Source organism: Kribbella sp. NPDC004138 (genome assembly GCF_053603655.1).
Window position 1 is genome coordinate 225,347 of the sequence record NZ_JBSGFZ010000003.1, and the last position, 17,330, is coordinate 242,676.

General features: G+C 69.1%; 14 protein-coding genes and 1 pseudogene. 9 read left to right on the top strand and 6 right to left on the bottom strand.

Going from position 1 to position 17,330, the window contains the following annotated elements; translation table 11 throughout:
* The first annotated feature begins 64 nt into the window (after positions 1-64).
* Positions 65-1,270, top strand: coding sequence for an acyltransferase family protein (locus ACWEOO_RS05295; protein WP_452141903.1), 1,206 nt, complete (start codon positions 65-67; stop codon positions 1,268-1,270).
* Here the strand turns inward: ACWEOO_RS05295 and ACWEOO_RS05300 are convergent.
* Positions 1,229-2,218, bottom strand: a complete 990-nt coding sequence (locus tag ACWEOO_RS05300; protein WP_452141904.1) for a helix-turn-helix transcriptional regulator — start codon at positions 2,216-2,218, stop codon at positions 1,229-1,231. The two genes, ACWEOO_RS05295 and ACWEOO_RS05300, sit on opposite strands and share 42 nt — an antisense overlap.
* 11 nt (positions 2,219-2,229) lie before the next feature.
* Here ACWEOO_RS05300 and ACWEOO_RS05305 point away from each other — a divergent pair.
* Positions 2,230-2,407: pseudogene (locus ACWEOO_RS05305) on the top strand (RidA family protein); the annotation flags it as partial.
* 52 nt (positions 2,408-2,459) lie between these two features.
* Here ACWEOO_RS05305 and lpdA read toward each other — a convergent pair.
* A complete protein-coding gene (gene lpdA, locus ACWEOO_RS05310) occupies positions 2,460-3,857 on the bottom strand; it encodes a dihydrolipoyl dehydrogenase (RefSeq protein WP_452141905.1) in 1,398 nt (465 codons plus the stop codon).
* A 164-nt stretch (positions 3,858-4,021) separates the two neighbouring features.
* Between lpdA and ACWEOO_RS05315 the strand changes: the two genes are divergently transcribed.
* Positions 4,022-6,160, top strand: coding sequence for a peptidoglycan DD-metalloendopeptidase family protein (locus tag ACWEOO_RS05315; protein ID WP_452141906.1), 2,139 nt, complete (start codon positions 4,022-4,024; stop codon positions 6,158-6,160).
* Positions 6,161-6,169: 9 nt separating this feature from the next.
* Complete coding sequence (locus ACWEOO_RS05320; protein ID WP_452141907.1) at positions 6,170-6,628, top strand: PGPGW domain-containing protein; 459 nt, start codon at positions 6,170-6,172, stop codon at positions 6,626-6,628.
* Here ACWEOO_RS05320 and ACWEOO_RS05325 read toward each other — a convergent pair.
* Entirely contained in the window at positions 6,596-7,798 is a 1,203-nt protein-coding gene (locus ACWEOO_RS05325; RefSeq protein ID WP_452141908.1) for an FAD-dependent monooxygenase, read from the bottom strand. The genes ACWEOO_RS05320 and ACWEOO_RS05325 overlap by 33 nt on opposite strands.
* A 77-nt stretch (positions 7,799-7,875) precedes the next feature.
* On the opposite strand from ACWEOO_RS05325, the gene ACWEOO_RS05330 reads away from it, so the two are divergent.
* Positions 7,876-8,604: a TetR/AcrR family transcriptional regulator gene (locus ACWEOO_RS05330; RefSeq protein WP_452141909.1), complete on the top strand. Its 729-nt coding sequence runs from the start codon at positions 7,876-7,878 to the stop codon at positions 8,602-8,604.
* Here the strand turns inward: ACWEOO_RS05330 and ACWEOO_RS05335 are convergent.
* On the bottom strand, positions 8,533-9,450 hold the full coding sequence (locus ACWEOO_RS05335; RefSeq protein ID WP_359928006.1) for a helix-turn-helix transcriptional regulator: 918 nt from the start codon (positions 9,448-9,450) through the stop codon (positions 8,533-8,535). The two genes, ACWEOO_RS05330 and ACWEOO_RS05335, sit on opposite strands and share 72 nt — an antisense overlap.
* A gap of 178 nt (positions 9,451-9,628) precedes the next feature.
* On the opposite strand from ACWEOO_RS05335, the gene ACWEOO_RS05340 reads away from it, so the two are divergent.
* The 4 genes from ACWEOO_RS05340 to ACWEOO_RS05355 all read left to right on the top strand — a co-directional run bounded on the left by ACWEOO_RS05340 (position 9,629) and on the right by ACWEOO_RS05355 (position 15,571).
* Positions 9,629-12,403: a family 78 glycoside hydrolase catalytic domain gene (locus ACWEOO_RS05340; protein WP_452141910.1), complete on the top strand. Its 2,775-nt coding sequence runs from the start codon at positions 9,629-9,631 to the stop codon at positions 12,401-12,403.
* Between the two features lie 62 nt (positions 12,404-12,465).
* A complete protein-coding gene (locus ACWEOO_RS05345; protein ID WP_452141911.1) occupies positions 12,466-13,800 on the top strand; it encodes an ABC transporter substrate-binding protein in 1,335 nt (444 codons plus the stop codon).
* Entirely contained in the window at positions 13,797-14,723 is a 927-nt protein-coding gene (locus ACWEOO_RS05350; RefSeq protein WP_359927998.1) for a carbohydrate ABC transporter permease, read from the top strand. Before ACWEOO_RS05345 ends, ACWEOO_RS05350 begins: the two co-directional genes overlap by 4 nt.
* Complete coding sequence (locus ACWEOO_RS05355; protein ID WP_359927995.1) at positions 14,720-15,571, top strand: carbohydrate ABC transporter permease; 852 nt, start codon at positions 14,720-14,722, stop codon at positions 15,569-15,571. Before ACWEOO_RS05350 ends, ACWEOO_RS05355 begins: the two co-directional genes overlap by 4 nt.
* On the opposite strand, the gene ACWEOO_RS05360 is transcribed toward ACWEOO_RS05355, so the two are convergent.
* On the bottom strand, positions 15,561-16,190 hold the full coding sequence (locus ACWEOO_RS05360) for a methyltransferase domain-containing protein (RefSeq protein ID WP_452141912.1): 630 nt from the start codon (positions 16,188-16,190) through the stop codon (positions 15,561-15,563). The genes ACWEOO_RS05355 and ACWEOO_RS05360 overlap by 11 nt on opposite strands.
* Positions 16,187-17,320: an aminotransferase class V-fold PLP-dependent enzyme gene (locus ACWEOO_RS05365; RefSeq protein ID WP_452141913.1), complete on the bottom strand. Its 1,134-nt coding sequence runs from the start codon at positions 17,318-17,320 to the stop codon at positions 16,187-16,189. Before ACWEOO_RS05365 ends, ACWEOO_RS05360 begins: the two co-directional genes overlap by 4 nt.
* Positions 17,321-17,330: the final 10 nt, after the last annotated feature.

Below are 17,330 nucleotides of genomic sequence, written 5' to 3' on the forward strand. Positions count from 1 at the left end.
CGACCGGCTGTACGGCGGACGTTCGGCACTGGTGGCCGGGCAGGTCTCGCCAGACGCTCAGGGTGTGAGGAAGGTACGCGGCACGGCGAGCAGCCGCGTGACCGGCAGCCACGACGCGGAGGTCACGCGCTGGGCGGGCGCGCGCCTGCGGTATGTCGACAACCTCAAGGTGATCCTGATCGCCGCGATCATCGTCGGCCACGCCGTCAGCGGATACGGCGAGCTGGACTGGTGGGCGTACGCGGACCAGCGCGAGACGACGCTGTCCCCCATCACCCAGGCGATCGTCCTCGCGGTCGGCGGGCCGTTCGCGATGCTGCTGATCCCGGTGCTGTTCCTGGTCGCAGGGCTGATGACGCCCCGATCGCTGGCCCGCAAGCACCCCGGCCCGTACGTCCGCGACCGCCTGCTCCGCCTCGGCGTCGTCTTCGCCGTCTACGTGCTGGTGCTGCTGCCGCTCACGATGTACGTGCTCGAGTACGGGATCGGCACCGACACCGGCTCGTACTGGTCGTCGTACTTCGGCGCCGAGCAGACCCTCGACACCGGCACGCTCTGGTTCGTCGGCGACCTGCTCCTCTTCACGCTCGCCTACACCGCCTGGACCGTCGTACGACGTCACTTCGCCATCCGCTCCACCGTCCACGAGATCACCGCGCGGCAGCTCGCCCTGGTGTCCGTGATCGTTGCCGTGACCACCTTCCTGGTCCGCCTGGTGTTCCCGTTCAACAGCGAGAACAGGTATCTCGACCTGAACTTCTACCAGTGGCCGGCGTGCATCGCGATCTTCGCCGTCGGGATCGTGGCTTCGCGCGCCGACTGGCTCACCGCGGTCCCCGACCGGCTGCGGCGGATCAGCGGCGTCGTGACGCTTGCCGCCCTGGCGGCTTTCGGCGGCTTCGTGCTCGTCGGGGTCAGCGAGAGCGGGATCGGCGGGGAGGCGTGGACCGGCGGCTGGGACTGGCCGGCAGTGGTGTTCCCGGTGATCGAGAGTCCGCTGGTCGTCTTCGGCCCGATCTGGCTGCTCGGTCTGGCACAGCGACGCCTCGCACGACCGGTCCCGTGGATCCGCCCAGCGGTCATCCGGGCCTGCTTCGGAGCGTTCGTCCTGCAGCAGTTCGTGCTGGTCATGCTTGCCATCGCTCTGCGCCCCGTACCGCTGCCGGCTGAACTCAAGGCCCTGGCTGTCGCGACGGGAGGCGTCATTCTGTGCTTCGGGCTCGCCTGGCTACTCATCACCCGGATCCCCGGCCTGTCCCGGGTTCTCTGACGGCTGTCCGCTGTAGAGGTTGGCCATGGTGGTCGCCCGGCGGTGCAGGGCGGTGCGCACGGACTGTGGGGCGAGGGCTTCGGCGGCGGGGCCGAGCTGCCAGAAGGCCCATTCGGCGTGCCAGGAGTCCTGAAAGGTGACCTCGAGGCGCAGCCAGCCGTCCGGGTCGGCCTCCTCGGCTCGGACCGCAACCGCGGCGTTCAGCAGGTCCTCACGACGCGACGGGTGGACTCTGGCGCCAACAGTGATGTGTCCGTCGACCAGGAACTGCGCGCGGCGGTCGCGCCAGACGCGGTCCAGATCGACCTTGCTCGGGCGCGCTGCCGGTTCGGGGAGTTCCTCGGCGGCGAGCAGCCGGGACAGGCGGTACGTGCGGTCCTCCCCGGACCGCCGAGCCAGCAGGTAGCCCTTGTCCCGCACAGTGACCAGGCCGATCGGGTCGACCGTCCGCCACTGCGGATCCTGACCGGTCGCCGCGTAGTGGATCCGGAGCCGGTGACCGGCCAGCACCGCGCGCCGTACCGCGAGCATCGTCGCGTCCGGCACCTCCTTGATGACCAGTGGGCGCGACAGCAGGTCGGCCTCCGGGTCGACGAGGATCCGCTGGGCCGCCTCGCTCGCGGTGGAGCGATGGTTTTCGGGCAGCGCGTCGACGACCTTGCGGGTGGCCGAGGCGAGCGCCTGGCTCAGACCGAAAACCTGCCCGGAACCGGCAGCCGTCAGCAGGGCGAGCGCCTCGTCGTGATTCAGCCCCGTGAGCTCGGTACGGAACCCGGGCAGCAACGCGAATCCGCCGTGACGGCCGCGTTCGGCGTACACCGGGACACCCGCCGCGGACAGCGCCTCGATGTCGCGCAGCACAGTCCGCGTCGACACCTCCAGCTCGCGGGCGAGCACGTCCGCCGTCAGCCGGCCCCGCTGACGCAACAGCAGGACCAGCGAGACCAACCGGTCCGCACCACCTCGTCCGCCTGAACGTCTACACCACGGACGTCGACCAGACTGTTCCCGCACTACGGCGTCCTGGCGTCCCGCCTGGCTGCCGCCGGCGTCGCGCCCGTCACCACCATGCTCGGCGTCACCCGCCTCGCGATCCCCGGCCAACTGGTCGAACTCGAGGCAACCGCCGTCGCCTGACACAAGAAAACGGCTGCTCGCGCCGACCAGGCACGAGCAGCCGTTGACCAGCTCAGAAGTTGATCATGTGCCCTTCGAGGCCGTGGAAGGCCTCCTGGAGGGCCTCGCTCAGCGTCGGGTGGGCGTGCACGTTGCGGGCCAGTTCCTTGGTGGTCAGGTCCCACTTCTGCGCCAGGGTCAGCTCCGGCAGCAGCTCGGTGACCTCGGGGCCGATCAGGTGCGCGCCGAGCAGTTCGCCGTACTTGCTGTCGCTGATCACCTTCACGAAGCCGCTGGCGTCACCGAGGCCGTGGGCCTTGCCGTTCGCGGTGAACGGGAACTTGGCGACCTTGACCTCGTGGCCGAGCTTCCGGGCCTCTTCCTCGGTGTACCCGAAGCTGGCGATCTGCGGCTGGCAGAACGTCGCCCGCGGGATCATCGCGTAGTCGAGCTCCATGGTCTCGTGACCCGCGATCGTCTCGGCCGCGATCACGCCCATCGCCTCGGCGGCGTGCGCGAGCATCAGCTTCGCGGTGACGTCGCCGATCGCGAAGATGTTCGGCACGTTGGTCCGGCAGAAGCCGTCGATGCCGATCGCGCCGCGCTCGGTGAGCTGGACGCCGATCTTGTCCAGGCCGTAGCCGTCGACGCGCGGCTGGAAGCCGATCGCCTGCAGGACCTTGTCGGCCTCGATGGTCTGCTGGTTGCCGTCCTTGCCGGTGACCGTGACCTTGACCTTCTCGCCGGAGTCGTCGATCGAGTCGACCCGGGTCGAGGTGAGCAGGTCGATGCCGAGCTTCTTGTACGCCCGGGCGAGCTCCTTGGAGACCTCCGGGTCCTCCAGCGGCACGATCCGGTCCAGGAACTCGACGATCGTCACCTTGACGCCGTAGTTCGCCAGCACGTACGCGAACTCGACGCCGATCGCGCCCGCGCCGGCGATCACGATCGAGCCCGGCAGCTCCTCGGTGAGGATCTGCTCCTCGTAGGTCACCACGCGGTCGCTCAGCTGGGTACCCGGCAGCAGCTTGGTGGTCGCGCCGCTCGCCACGATGCAGGAGCCGAACGTGACGGTCTCCGAGGAGCCGTCGTTCAGCGTCACGTCCAGGGTGTTGGCGTCGGTGAACGAGCCCCAGCCGTCGAACTCGGTGATGTTGTTCTTCTTCATCAGGAAGTGCACGCCCTTGACCCGGCCGTCCGCGACCTTGCGGCTGCGCTGCACCGCGGTCGGGAAGTCGAAGGTCACCTCGCCGCTGATGCCGAAGGTCTTCGCCTCCGTCCGGAAGATGTGCGACAGCTCGGCGTTCCGCAGCAGCGCCTTGGAGGGGATACAGCCCACGTTCAGGCAGACACCGCCCCAGTACTTCTTCTCGATGATGGCGGTCTTGAGCCCGAGCTGGGCGGCGCGGATCGCCGCGACGTACCCGCCGGGACCGGCGCCGAGGACAACAACGTCAAAGTGCGAGGCCATGCAGTGAACTTTAGTGGGTCGGACCAGGCGATCCGACGCCGAGTCGGCAACTGTGGCCCGCCTCATGTCGTCCGAACGGTCACTTTGTGTGCACCAGGGTTCCGTAAGGACCGTACGACGCCTACGCTGGGCACGCGCGTGAGGCGATCTCGCATGGGGGACGGATGGATCTGGGGAAGCGCCGGGGGCTGCGGCTCGCGGCACTCGGCACACTGCTGGCGGCGGTCGCCGTGCCGGCGGCCCATGCCGATCCGTCGCCGTCCGCGACCGAGCCGCCGCCGGCCTCCGTCACCGACGTCAACCGCTCCCTCGAGCAGCTCCAGGCCGAGGCCGCGGCTTTGCAGGCCGACTTCGCCAAGGCCACCATCGCCTACACGAAGGCGCTGAAGGAGGCGCAGGCCGCCGAGTCCGCCGCCAAGAAGGCGGAGTCCACCGCGACCGTGTCCAAGGGCAAGTCCGACGAGGAGCGCCGGCGCCTCGGGGTGATCACCGCGCAGGCTTACCAGCTCGGCATCCCAACCGTCATGGGCACCGAGTCGATGCTGTGGTCGCTCGCCCCGGTCGCCGAGAACCTCCAGGAGATCGCCGACCGGCAGACCGCGATCACGCAGCTGGGCAACACCCAGGTCTCGCAGTACCAGCGGGCGAGGGCCGCCGAGGTCGAGTCGGACCGGCTGAGGGGCGAGGCGACGACGAAGCGCACCGCCGCCGACCAGGCCGCCGCGAAGGCCCAGGAGCTCAGCAACCAGGTGCAGCAGAAAGCGGCCGACGCTGCGGCCGCGATGGCTGACCAGACCGCCGACCTCGACGTCGCTTCCGCGCTCTCGCAGCAGCTCCAGCAGACCCGCAACCAGCAGGCCCTCGCGCGCTGGCGCGCCTATCTCACCGAGCTCGCCGCCACGAAGGTCGCTCCCCCGGCGGCCGCCGTCCTCAAGAATCCGGCCAAGCTGCCGGCCGGCTTGGGCCCGCTGACCCGCCGTGGTGCCGCCATCCCCGGTGTCGCCTCGGTGGCGGTCGGCGGCCGGGCCGTGCGAGTGATGTCGGCCGAGACGATCCGCGCGGTCAACCAGGCCTTCAGCCTGGTCGGCAAGCCGTACGGCGTCGCTGCCACCGGCCCCGACAAGTACGGCTGCCTCGGCGCGGCCCGGGTCGCCTGGCAGCCGTACACGACGCTGCCGAACCTCGTCGGCAAGGTCTATCCGGACTACCAAGCTGTCCCGAACGCGCAGATCCAGCCCGGCGACATCCTCGTCATGGGCAGCAGGTCGCTCGGCCTGGTGCACATCGGCATCGCGCTCGACAGCGGCGAGATGATCGCCGCCGACGAGGCCAGGGGCGCGGTGGTCGTCACGACCATCCCCGACAACCTGTACGCCGCCCTGCGCCCGACACTCGGCGCCCCGGCCAAGCCGCAGGTCGCGCCGGTGGCGACCTCCGAGGCCTACGCGTTCCGCTGCGGCAACACCGCGACGTCGTACGACGTCGGCTCAGGCTCCTGGACGTGGCCGCTGCCGGACGGCACCTACGAGATCGGCACGCCGTTCGGCCAGTCGGGAGCGATGTGGTCGACCGGGTTGCACACCGGCCAGGACTTCCCGGCCGCGATCGGTACGACGGTGCGCGCGGTGACGTCGGGCGTCGTCCGCGTCGAGCACCCGGCCTGGGCCGGCAACCTGGTGCGCATCGACCACGGCAACGGCCTCGAGACGCTGTACGCCCATCTGAGTCGCGTCGACGTGACGGACGGTCAGCAGGTCACCGCCGGGCAGCAGATCGGTGCCGTCGGCACCGAGGGCAACTCGACCGGGCCGCACCTGCACTTCGAGGTCCGGCTCGGCGGCGACCCGGTGAACCCGATGCCGTTCCTGGCGACCGGATCCGCCAGCACCGGCTGGGGCGGCTACAGCAACGGCATGATCCCCGCCGGCAAGCTGTGTGCCCTCGGGTCCGGCGGTCACATGCTCCGCTGCGACGCCGCGGCGGCGTACGCGCGACTCGCCGCCGCCTACCGCGCCCAGTTCGGCAAGTCGCTCTGCATCACCGACTCCTACCGCTCGTACGCGTCGCAGGTCAGCCTGTACCAGCGCAAGCCGTCGCTGGCCGCGCTCCCGGGCACCTCCAACCACGGGTGGGGCGTGGCCGTCGACCTGTGCGGCGGGATCGACAAGTACAACACCACCCAGTACCAATGGATGAAGTCGCACGCCCCGGCGTACGGCTGGCTGCACCCGGCCTGGGCCGATCAGGGCGGCAACCGCGAGGAGCCGTGGCACTGGGAGTTCGGCAACCCCGCCACCACGTAGGCTGGGTGCGTGGCCGAGAAGGAAAGTCCCGACCGCACCGATCACAACATCACGCTCGATGCTGCGGACGACCGGTGGGAGTGGCGGAGGCGGATTCGTGAGAATCCGAGGAAGTTGCTGTTCTACCGCATCGGCGTGGGGGTGCTCGGCGGGCTGCTGATCATCGCGGCGCCGCTGACGGGGTGGTTGCCGGGACCGGGTGGGATCCCGTTGTTCATCGCGGGTCTTGCCGTGCTCGCGAGCGAGTTCGAGTGGGCGCAGCGGCTGCTGTACCGGGTCAAGGACTGGGTCAAGGCGCTCACTGCCTGGACCGGCAAGCAGCCCGCCTGGCTCAAGGCACTCGGGACACTCGCGCTGTTCCTCTGCGTGCTCGTCGCGATCTGGCTGTACATGGCCGTTCTCGGCGTGCCGGGGTGGCTGCCCGACTCCTGGGAGTCACTCCTCTACCAGCTGCCCCTGCTGCCCTGAGGCCGTGTCGATCGAGTAGGCAGGCAGCTCGATCAGTTCGCTCATGTTCTGGGCCATCTTGAGCATCTGGTTGAGGAAGAACGGGATGTCCAGGATCCGGTTCCGCGCGGCGATGCCAAAGCGGGTCGCCGGCGCCAGGAACGACCCCGCGCGGCTGCCGTCCTGCGTCGTCGACACGGCCTTGCGCAGCGTCGCCTCGTACCGGGCGAAGGCGGTCCGGAAGTCGCCGCGGGCCTGGGCCAACTCCCCCGCCAGCACGTAGGCGCCCACCACCGCCGTACCGGTGCCGAGCGCTCCGAACGTCGCTCCGTACCCCGCATCGCCGAGCAGCACGATCCGCTCCGTCGACCAGCGCTCGACACGCACCCGGCTGATCGAGTCGAAGTACAGCTCCGTTGCCGCCGGCAACGCCTCGAGCAGCTCCGGGACGTGCCAGCCGAGCCCGCCGAAGTGCTCCTGCAGGATCGCCTTCTGCTCGTCCAGGTCGCGGCGGTTGTACTGCAATTGCGGCGACTTGAACACGAACAGCGTCTGCGCCAGCGCCGGATCGCGACGGTCTGCGCCGACGCTCGCCAGCTTGCCCGGCACGTTGTACATCAGCGTGTCCCCCGAGATGCCCAGCGTGTTCGGCACCTCCCAGCCGGCCACGTAGTACCCCAGGTACCGCTCGAGGACCTGGTCCGCCGGCCACGCCAGCCGCCGTACGACGGAATGCATCCCGTCGGCGCCGATCACCAGGTCGTACGTCTCCTCGACCCCGCTCTCGAACCGCACGTCCACGCCGCCGGGCTGCTCGCGCAACCAGGCGATCGAGTCGCCGAAGCGGTACGCCGCCTGCGCCCGGCTGTGCTCGTACAACACCTGCGACAGATCCGCCCGCAGCACCTCCAGCTCGCCGCCGGCGAACTCGGCCGGCAACCGCATCAGCTTGCGGCCCGACTCGTCGACGAACCGCATCGCGTTCCCGCCGGTCTGCAGCGCCCGCAGGTCGTCGAGCACGCCCATCCGGTCGAGGACCGTCGTGAACACCTCGCCGCGGAAGTCCACCGCATACCCGCCCTGCCGCAGCGCGGGCGCGATCTCGACCACGGTCACCTCGTGGCCCGCGCGCCCCAGCCAGAGCGCCACCGACGGGCCCGCCACGCTCGCACCCGATACCAGAATCTTCATTCCATCTCCTTACTGTGTCCGGTAGACACATTAAAGTGTATGGTAGACACAGTTCAAGCCGAGACGGAAGGACGCCGATGACCGAACTGCTCTGGGGCGGGCCGCCGGCTCGCAGCCGCGGCCCGAAGCCCGCGATCACGCTGGCCGAGATCGCCGCGGCCGGGATCGCGATCGCGGACGCCGAGGGCTTGGACGCGGTCTCCATGCAGCGCATCGCGGGTGAGCTGCCGGTGACGAAGATGGCGCTCTACCGGCACGTCCCCGGGAAGACGGAACTCGTCGCGGTGATGAGCGACATCGCGATGGGTCCCCCGCCCGACCGCGCGGACCTACCGTGGCGCGAGGCCCTGCACACCTGGGCGCTCGATCTGTACGACGGCTTCACCCGGCACCCGTGGCTGCTCCAGTCGACGATCGGCCGCCGGCTGCTCGGGCCCAACGAGCTCCTCTGGATGGAACGCGGCCTGGCCGCGCTCGCCGGCACCGGCCTCACCGGCGGCGAGCAGTTCGACTCGATCCTGGTCGTCACCAGCCACGTCCGGAACATCGCCCAGCAGTCGTCGACCTTCCCGGGGCAAACCACCGGGCTGACCGAGGAAGAGCTGCAGCTGTCGCTCGCCGAGATCCTGACGGCCGAGGCCGGCCGCTTCCCGCATCTGACCGCCGCGATGCGGACGTCGGCGGGCAGCGAGAACCAGGGCCTCGAGTTCGGTCTGCAGCGGATCCTGGACGGGCTAGACCTTCTCGTCCGCGGCCGGATAGCTGTGCCTGATGGCGTTGAAACGTTCCCGATAGAGGGTCGCTGATAGCCCGTAGTGGGATTTGAATCGGCGGGCGAAGTAGTTCTGGTCGGGCCAGCCGACCGACTCCCCGATCCGGTTGATCGGCAAATCGGTGTGCAGCAACCGGTCGGCCGCGAGCTCGACGCGGTGCCGTGACAGGTACGCCATCGGCGGGACTCCGGTCACCGACTTGAACAGCCGGACCAGATAGCCGGGGGCCAGATGCAACTCGCCGGAGAGCTCGGCGAGCGTCCAGTGCCGCGCCGGGTCAGCCTCCATCAGCCGCATCGCGTCGAGCACCGCGGGATGCGTGTGCTCACCGCGTTCGTCGGATTCGGCCACCGTCCGGGCGACACAACTCAGGTACAGCGACAGCCAGCCGATCACCTCGCCGCGGTGCCGGCTGAGCGGCTGGTTGCGGAGCCGGCGCAGTCCGTCGAGGTGCCCGACGGCCTCGGCGAAGGTACCCGGATCGAGATGGGTGGCGAGCATCCCGCGACGCTGCGCGGAGAACGGTCCGGTCCACAACAGGTAACCCAGCAAGGGATCTTCGCGCGCCCACGCGAGCTCGCGGCGCACCAGGTCGGCCGAGAAACAGCAGTTGTAGACCTCGAGGTCGTCGCACTCGACGTACTCGTGCCAGACCCCCGGCCGCAGCAGGATCGCGTCGCCGGCCCGGAGCCGCTGGCGCCCCGCGAGGCTGTGGTGGACGCCTTCACCGCCGGTGACGAGCAGCAGTTCGAAGAAACTGTGCGTGTGCAGCGGGTGGGACTTCTCGTGGAGGTGTGTGCCCGCGTGCACGACCGTCCCTTCGACGAAGTGCAGCACGGTTCCGCGGGTCCGCACCGGCTCATCGGCCACGCCTGCCACGAGGTCACGATACGAGCCGAAGTGCAGATCGTGCTAGATCGGGTGCACATCGGGCTAGTGACCGGCGACTGCCGGTCGCAGGATCGGGGAACAAGCGAAACGTCCTCGCCGATCCATCAGCCAACATCGAGCGTTTTGTCAGAGCACCCAATGAATCGTTTCACTCGGTTGGAGTCTCATGTCGCAACTCGCCGCACCCACCGCCCTCCGCTTCGAGCATCGGTCCGCACCCGTCCTGGGCATCGGCACCGCGAGCCCGAGGATCTCCTGGCAGGTCCCGGCCGCGGACGCCGGCTACGCGCAGACGGCGTACGAGGTCGAGATCACCACCGGCAGCACGCAGGTCTTCACCGTCCAGTCCCCCGACCAGATCCTGGTGCCCTGGCCGGGCGAGGCGCTGGAGTCCCGCCAGGCCGCGCAGGTGCGGGTCCGCGTCCGCGGTACCGGGGACTGGAGCGACTGGAGCGAGCCCGCGACCGTCGAGGCCGGGCTGCTCACGCCGGGCGACTGGACCGCCCGGTTCGTCAGCCCGCGGGACAACCCGCACGGCTCCCCAGCGCCGCTGATCGCCGGCTCCGCCGAGCTCCCCGACGGTGTCGTGAAAGCCCGCCTGTACGCCACGTCGTACGGCATCTACATCCCCGAGCTGAACGGGCAGCGGGTCGGCACCGAGGAGCTCGCGCCCGGCTGGACGGCGTACCAGTACCGGCTCCGCTACCAGACGTACGACGTGACCGAGCTTGTCCGACCTGGTGAGAACACGCTCGAATTCCTGCTCGGCAACGCGTGGTACCGCGGCCGGATCGGCTTCCAGGACCAGAAGCAGTTGTACGGCGACCGCCTCGCGGTCCTCGCACAGCTCGAGGTGACCACCGAGGACGGCCAGGTCCACACGGTCGCGAGCGACGGCACCTGGACCTCCCGGGAGAGCAACGTGCTGGCCGACGACCTGTACGACGGCCAGTCCACCGACCTGCGCAAGCAGCCCGGCCAGGCGGCACCCGTCGACGTCCTCGACGCCGACCTCGCGCTGCTCGTCGCACCCGACGGCCCGCCGGTCCGGATCACCGACGTGCTCCCGGCGCTCGAGATCACCACGTCGCCGTCCGGCAAGACGCTCGTCGACTTCGGCCAGAACCTCGTCGGCCGCGTCCGCCTCAAGGTCCGCGGTCGGTCCGCGGGCGACGAGATCGTCCTGCGGCACGCCGAGGTGCTGGAGAACGGCGAGCTCGGCGTCCGCCCGCTGCGCACCGCGAAGGCGACCGACACCTACATCCTGGCCGGACCGGACGAGGTCGTCCTCGACTCGCCGCTCACCTTCCACGGCTTCCGGTACGCCGAGGTCACCGGCGTGACCGACCTCCGCAAGGAGGACCTGGAAGCCGTCGTCATCGGCACCGACCTGCGGCGGACCGGCTGGTTCGAGTCGTCGAACGAGCTGCTCGACAAGTTCCACCAGAACGTGGTCTGGGGCATGCGCGGCAACTTCGTCGACGTGCCGACCGACTGCCCGCAGCGCGACGAGCGACTCGGCTGGACCGGCGACATCCAGGTCTTCTCCCCCAGCGCCGGCTTCCTGTTCGACACCGCGGGCTTCCTGACCAACTGGCTCGCCGATCTCGCCGCCGAGCAGCAGAAGGACGGCTCGGTGCCTTTCGTCATCCCGGACGTGCTCCGCAACGAGTCACCGGCGACTGCGGCTTGGGGTGACGCGGCAACGATCGTTCCGTGGGTGGTCTACGAGCGCACCGGCGACGCCGGGCTGCTCGCCCGGCAACTGCCGAGCATGCGGGCCTGGGTGGACAAGATGGCCGACCTGGCCGGCCCGGACCTGGTCTGGTCGGGCGGCTTCCAGTTCGGCGACTGGCTCGACCCGACCGCGCCGCCGGAGAACGCGTTCCTGGCCAAGGCCGACCCGGATGTCGTCGCCACCGCGCACCTGGCCCGGTCCGCCGAAGTGTTCGGCAAGGCTGCCGCAGTGGTCGGTCAGACCGACCTTGCCCGCGAGTACACCGACCTTGCCGCGCGCGTCCGGCAGGCCTTCGCGACCGAGTACGCGACCGACGGCGGCCGGGTATTGAGCGACGCGGCAACGACCTACGCACTGGCCTTGCAGTGGGCGCTGCTGCCGACCGAGAACCAGCGGCAGCGCGCCGGCGAACGGCTCGCCGACCTCGTGCGGACGGCGGGCTTCCGGATCAGTACCGGATTCGTCGGGACGCCGCTGATGGCCGACGCGCTGGCCGATTCCGGACATCCTGACCTGGCGTACCGCCTTCTGCTACAGACAGGCTGCCCCTCTTGGCTGTACGCAGTGACCATGGGAGCCACGACGGTCTGGGAACGCTGGGACAGCATGCTGCCCGACGGCAGCATCAACCCCGGCCAGATGACGTCGTTCAACCACTACGCCCTCGGCGCCGTCGCCGACTGGATGCACCGGCGGGTGGCCGGCCTCGCGGCCGCGGAGCCCGGCTACCAGACGATCGATGTCCGCCCACTGTTCACCGACCACCTCACGAACGCATCCGCCAGGCACCTCACGCCGTACGGCGAGGCGTCGGTCGCGTGGACCCGTGCCGACGGGCAGGTGACGCTGAAGGTCACCGTTCCGGTCGGCTCCCGCGCCAAGGTCGACGTACCGGGCCTCGATCCTGTCGAGACCGGGCACGGTACGCACGAGTGGACCCTCGCCGATCCGTACGCCGAGGCGCCGCAACTGGCCACCGACGCGACGATCCGCGACGTCCTGGACCACGAGCCGACCTGGTCCGCGCTCGCGGCCGCCGCCGTCGAGCACGGGATCGCCGCCGACGACGCCGAGCTCGCCGGCCGTCTCGAGCGGTACCTGGACCAGCCGGCCGCCGGTCTGGTCGACGCGATCAGCCCGCGCGGCTTCTCCGCGAGCGCCGAGGCCCTGAAGGCCGAGCTCGACGCCCTGCTCAACCACTAGCACCACTCACTCTGCCCACTCACCGACCGCCCCGCTGCCGCGAAGTACATCCCTTGGAGGTCATGATGAGGTTCCGCCCAGGAGCCAGCGGACTCGCACTGCTGGCTGTCTGTTCCCTAACCCTCTCCGCGTGCAGCGCGGGCAGTCTCGGATCCAGCGACGACGCCGGTGGCAGCGGCTCGGTCGAGATCACTTACCTGACCACGAACCAGGATCAGGACATCAAGGAGGCCGAGCAGCTCGCCAAGGACTTCCACGGGAAGTTTCCGAACATCACCGTCAAGGTCGACAGCCGGCCCGGCGGCACCGAAGGCGACAACATCGTCAAGACCCGGCTGTCGACCGGCGACATGCCCGAGGTGTTCAACTACAACACCGGGTCGCTGTTCCAGGCGATCGCGCCGCAGAAGAACCTGCTCTCCATCAACGACGAGCCCTACGTCGGAGACCTGGACGAGAACTTCAAGAAGACCGTGACCGCCGACGGCCAGGTGTACGGCGCGCCTGTCGGCGGGTTCATGGGCGGCGCGGTGCTGTACAGCATCCCGGTCTACCAGAAGCTCGGCCTCAAGGTGCCGACGACCTGGGCCGAGTTCATGGCCAACAACGCCAAGATCAAGGCCGGCGACCCCGGCGTCGCACCGGTGATCCAGACGTACGGCGAGACCTGGACGTCGCAGCTGTTCGTGCTCGGCGACTTCCACAACGTCTCCGCGGCCGAGCCGGACTTCGCCGACAAGTACACCAAGAACCAGGCGAAGTACGCGACGTCGCCGGCCGCGATCAAGGGCTTCGAGCACACCCAGGCCGTCCACGACGCCGGCTACGAGAACAAGGACTTCGCCTCCGCGAAGCTGCCGGACGGCCTGAAGATGCTTGCCACCGGCAAGGGCGCGCACTACCCGATCCTGTCCGGCGTGGTCGCGAACATGATCGCCACCTACCCGGACGCCGCGAAGTCGGTCGGCCTGTTCGCGTTGCCTGGTGACGACGCGGGCAAGAACGGCCTGACGCTGTGGACGCCGGGCGGCCTCTACATCCCGAAGACCACGACCGGCGACAAGCTCGACGCGGCCAAGAAGTTCCTCGCCTTCGTCGCCAGCCCGGACGGGTGCAAGTCGCAGTCCGAGGCGGGCGCGCCGACCGGCCCGTACGCCGTGAAGGGCTGCACGCTCGGCGACAACGTGCCGCAGGCGATCAAGGACATGCAGCCGTACCTCGACAAGCCGGGCGGTTCGAGCCTCGCGCTCGAGTTCCTCTCGCCGGTCAAGGGCCCGTCGCTGGAGCAGATCACGGTCGAGGTCGGCTCCGGTATCCGCAAGGCCAAGGACGGCGCGGCCCGGTACGACGAGGACGTCAAGAAGCAGGCGCAGCAGTTGGGCCTGGAGGGCTGGTGAGGTCGGTGGCTGTGTCGATCTCCCAGGAGCACAGCAAGACCGCGACGGTCGCGAAGACCGGTAGCAAGGTGTACCGCCCCTACTCGTTCTGGTTCTACCTGCCCACCGCGGTGATCTACGCCGTGCTGTTCCTGATCCCGACGTTCGCCTCGTTCTACTACAGCCTGACGCGCTGGAGCCTGTTCGAGTCGAAGTTCATCGGGCTGGACAACTTCAAGCTGTTCTTCCAGGAGCCGGCGCTGGTCAAGGGTTTCACCAACACGCTGGTCTTCGCCGTCGTGACGTCGGGATCCAAGGTCGTGCTCGGTCTGCTGCTGGCCGTGCTGCTGACGTCGCAGATCATCGGCCGCGGCTACCTGCGCTCGGTGGTCTTCTTCCCGGTGCTCGTCAGTACCGTCGGCGTCGGCCTGCTGTTCCAGGTGATGATGAATCCCGAACGGGGGATCATCAACGGGGCTCTCGGCGTCATCGGTATCGACGGGCCCGGGTGGCTCACCGACCCGAAGTGGGCGTTGCTGTCCATCGCCCTGGTCGACGTCTGGAAGGGCGTCGGCCTGGCGACCCTGATCTACATCGCCGGGATCGTGTCGATCCCGCGCGAGTACATGGAGGCCGCCCGGGTCGACGGGGCCGGAGCGTGGGAGTCGTTCCGCCGGATCGTGCTCCCGCTGTGCAAGCCGGCCACGGTCACCGTGATCATCCTGTCCCTGATCGGCGGCCTGCGGTCGTTCGAGCTGATCTGGGCGATGACGCGAGGCGGCCCCGGCTTCACCTCCGACGTCATCTCGTCGGTGATCTACAAGCAGTACCAGGCCGGCTTCTACGGGCTGTCGACGGCCGGCAACGTGATCCTGTTCGTGGTGGTGACCGCGATCGTGCTGCCGCTCAACTGGTTCCTGAACCGCAAGGAGGTGGACATGTGAGCACCGCCGAACTCGTCAACCACCGGCCCGGACGCAAATGGGCGCTCAGCGTGGTCGCGATCCTGGCCTCGATCGTGGTGTTCATCATCCCGTTCGTGTTCATGCTGCTGACCGCGGTCAAGGACCGCCAGCAGGCCGCGGATCTCGACTTCTCCTGGCCGCACCAGTTCCAGTTCGTGCAGAACTTCGTCGACGTGGTCAAGGCCCGCGACTACATGCTGGTGATCGCGTTCATCAACAGCACCATCCTGACCGTCGTGAGCGTGGCCGGGATGGTGGTGCTGGCCGCGATGGCCGGGTTCGTGCTGCAGCGCCGGGCCAGCAAGTGGAACGGATTCATCAACTTCTTGGTACTGTCCGGACTCATCATCCCGCCCGCCGTCGTGCCGACGATCTGGGTGCTGCAGAAGCTCGGGCTGTTCCGGACGATGCCGGGCCTGATCATGATCGAGATCGCGTTCGGGCTGTCGTTCTGCATCCTGTTGTTCCGGGCGTTCGTCTCGACGATCCCGCGGGAGCTGGACGAGGCGGCGATCATCGACGGGGCGGGGCCGCTGCGGCTGTTCTTCGGCGTCATCTTCCCGCTGCTCAGATCGGTCATCATCACCGTGGTCGTGGTGCAGTCGGTCAACGTGTTCAACGACTTCGTGAATCCGCTGTACTTCCTGCCCGGTGACAAGAACGCCACCGTCCAGCTCACGCTCTACAACTTCTCCGGTCAGTTCTCCACGCAGTACAACCTGCTGTTCATGGACATCCTGCTGATCACGATCCCGCCGCTGATCATGTTCCTGTTCTTCAACCGGCAGATCGTCGCCGGCATGACCTCGGGAGCGATCAAGGGGTAGCGGGTTTGCGGACGAGGAGGGCGGCCTGGGCGGCGTCCTTCTCGGCCGGCAGGGCCGCGCGGGTCAGGCGGGCGACCTCGACGAACCCGGCGGCGGCGAGCAACTCGGCGACATCGGCGACGTCGTACATGTACACGTCGAGGTCGACGTCGTGCCCGTAGCCCTGCTTGAGCTCCCGATGGCCGTCGCCGACCTTGAACCCGTGCACCAGGACGCCGCCCGGCCGCAGCACCCGGAACAGCTCCGCGAAAGCCTTCGGGAGCTCCTCGCGCGGCGTGTGAACCAGCGAGTACCAGGCAAGGGCCCCGGCCAGCTCACCGTCCTTCAGGTCCAGGCCGAACAACGACCCGACCTCGAAGCGCAGCTCCGGATACTCCTTCCGGGCCACGTCGATCATCCCCGGCGTCAGGTCGACACCGAACACGTCCAGCCCCTGACCGGCCAGGTACGTCGTGATGCGCCCGGTGCCGCATCCGAGGTCCCCCACCGGCCCGTCCTCGACCAGCCGGGTGAAGTACTCCAGCGCGCCGATCTCGAACGGATCGTCGCGGTGGTAGTCCTTCAGGATCGCGTGGTAGTCGGCGGCGGCAGCGTTGTAGGACCCTTGGATGTCGTTCACGCGAGGACTCTAGGCAGACCCTCCGACAGTTTCTCGTAGTCCGCGAGCGAGTTGTAGGCATGCGCCGACAGCCGGACGAACTTGCGCTCCTCGAACCCGGTGAAGGTGATCTCGGCCTTCAGCTCGCGCGACACGCGCATCTTCAGCGCGTCGCCGCCGCTCAGGTCGACCGCGGCCGGCAGCTCGACCAGCCGCATCGTCGCCGACGGGTGCACCACGTCGGCGACGCCGGTCCCGAGCGCCTTCGCGAGGATCTTCGCGCCCTCCTCGACCAGGGCGGTCAACTGCGGACGACGAGCCGGCCAGTCCAGGTCGGCCAGGACCCGCAGCGACTCCGGCGCCGCGATCCACGGCACGTAGTCGTACGTCCCCTGCATGTCGAACCGCTCCGGCATGCGCTCGTCGTACTCGGACCAGGACACGATCAGCGGCATCGCGGCCGTCCGCCACCGCTCGGCGACGACCAGCCCGGCCGTGGCGCGCGGAGCTGCCGGCCACTTGTGGAAGTTGCCCGTCCAGAAGTCGGCGCCCGCGGCGGCCGGGGCATCGATCAGCGCCGGGGCGTGCGCTCCGTCGACCACGATCGGTACGCCGTGCGCGTGGGCGGTCCTCACCAGCGCGTCGATCGGGAACACCTTCGCCGTACCGGAGGTGATCTGGTCCACGATCAGCGCCGAGGCATTGTCCAGCTGGGCCGCGACCAGCGCGACCACGGTCTCGTCGTCCGCCTCGAGCGGGATCCCGACCGTCATCACCTCGGCGCCGCGCTCCTTCGCGAACCGCTCGGCGGCATAGCGCACCGCGCCGTACGCGTGGTCGGTGAGCACGATCCGGCTGCCCGCGGGGATCGGCAGCGTCTGGAGCGCCACGGTGACGCCGGCACTCGCGTTCGGCACCAGGGCGAACCCGGCCGGATCGGTCTCCAGGTACGAGGCGAGCGCGAGCCGGCTGGCCGTCAACCGGTCGGCAACCGTGCGGAACCAGACCATCGGGTTGGCGTCCATCTCGGTCCGCAGGGCACTCATCACCTCCTGCGTCCGGCGCGGCACGGCGCCGTACGAACCATGGTTGAGGTGCAGGACGCCGGGATCGAGGGTCCACAGGTCGGGGCGGGGGCTGAGTACCGTCACCAGCCAAACG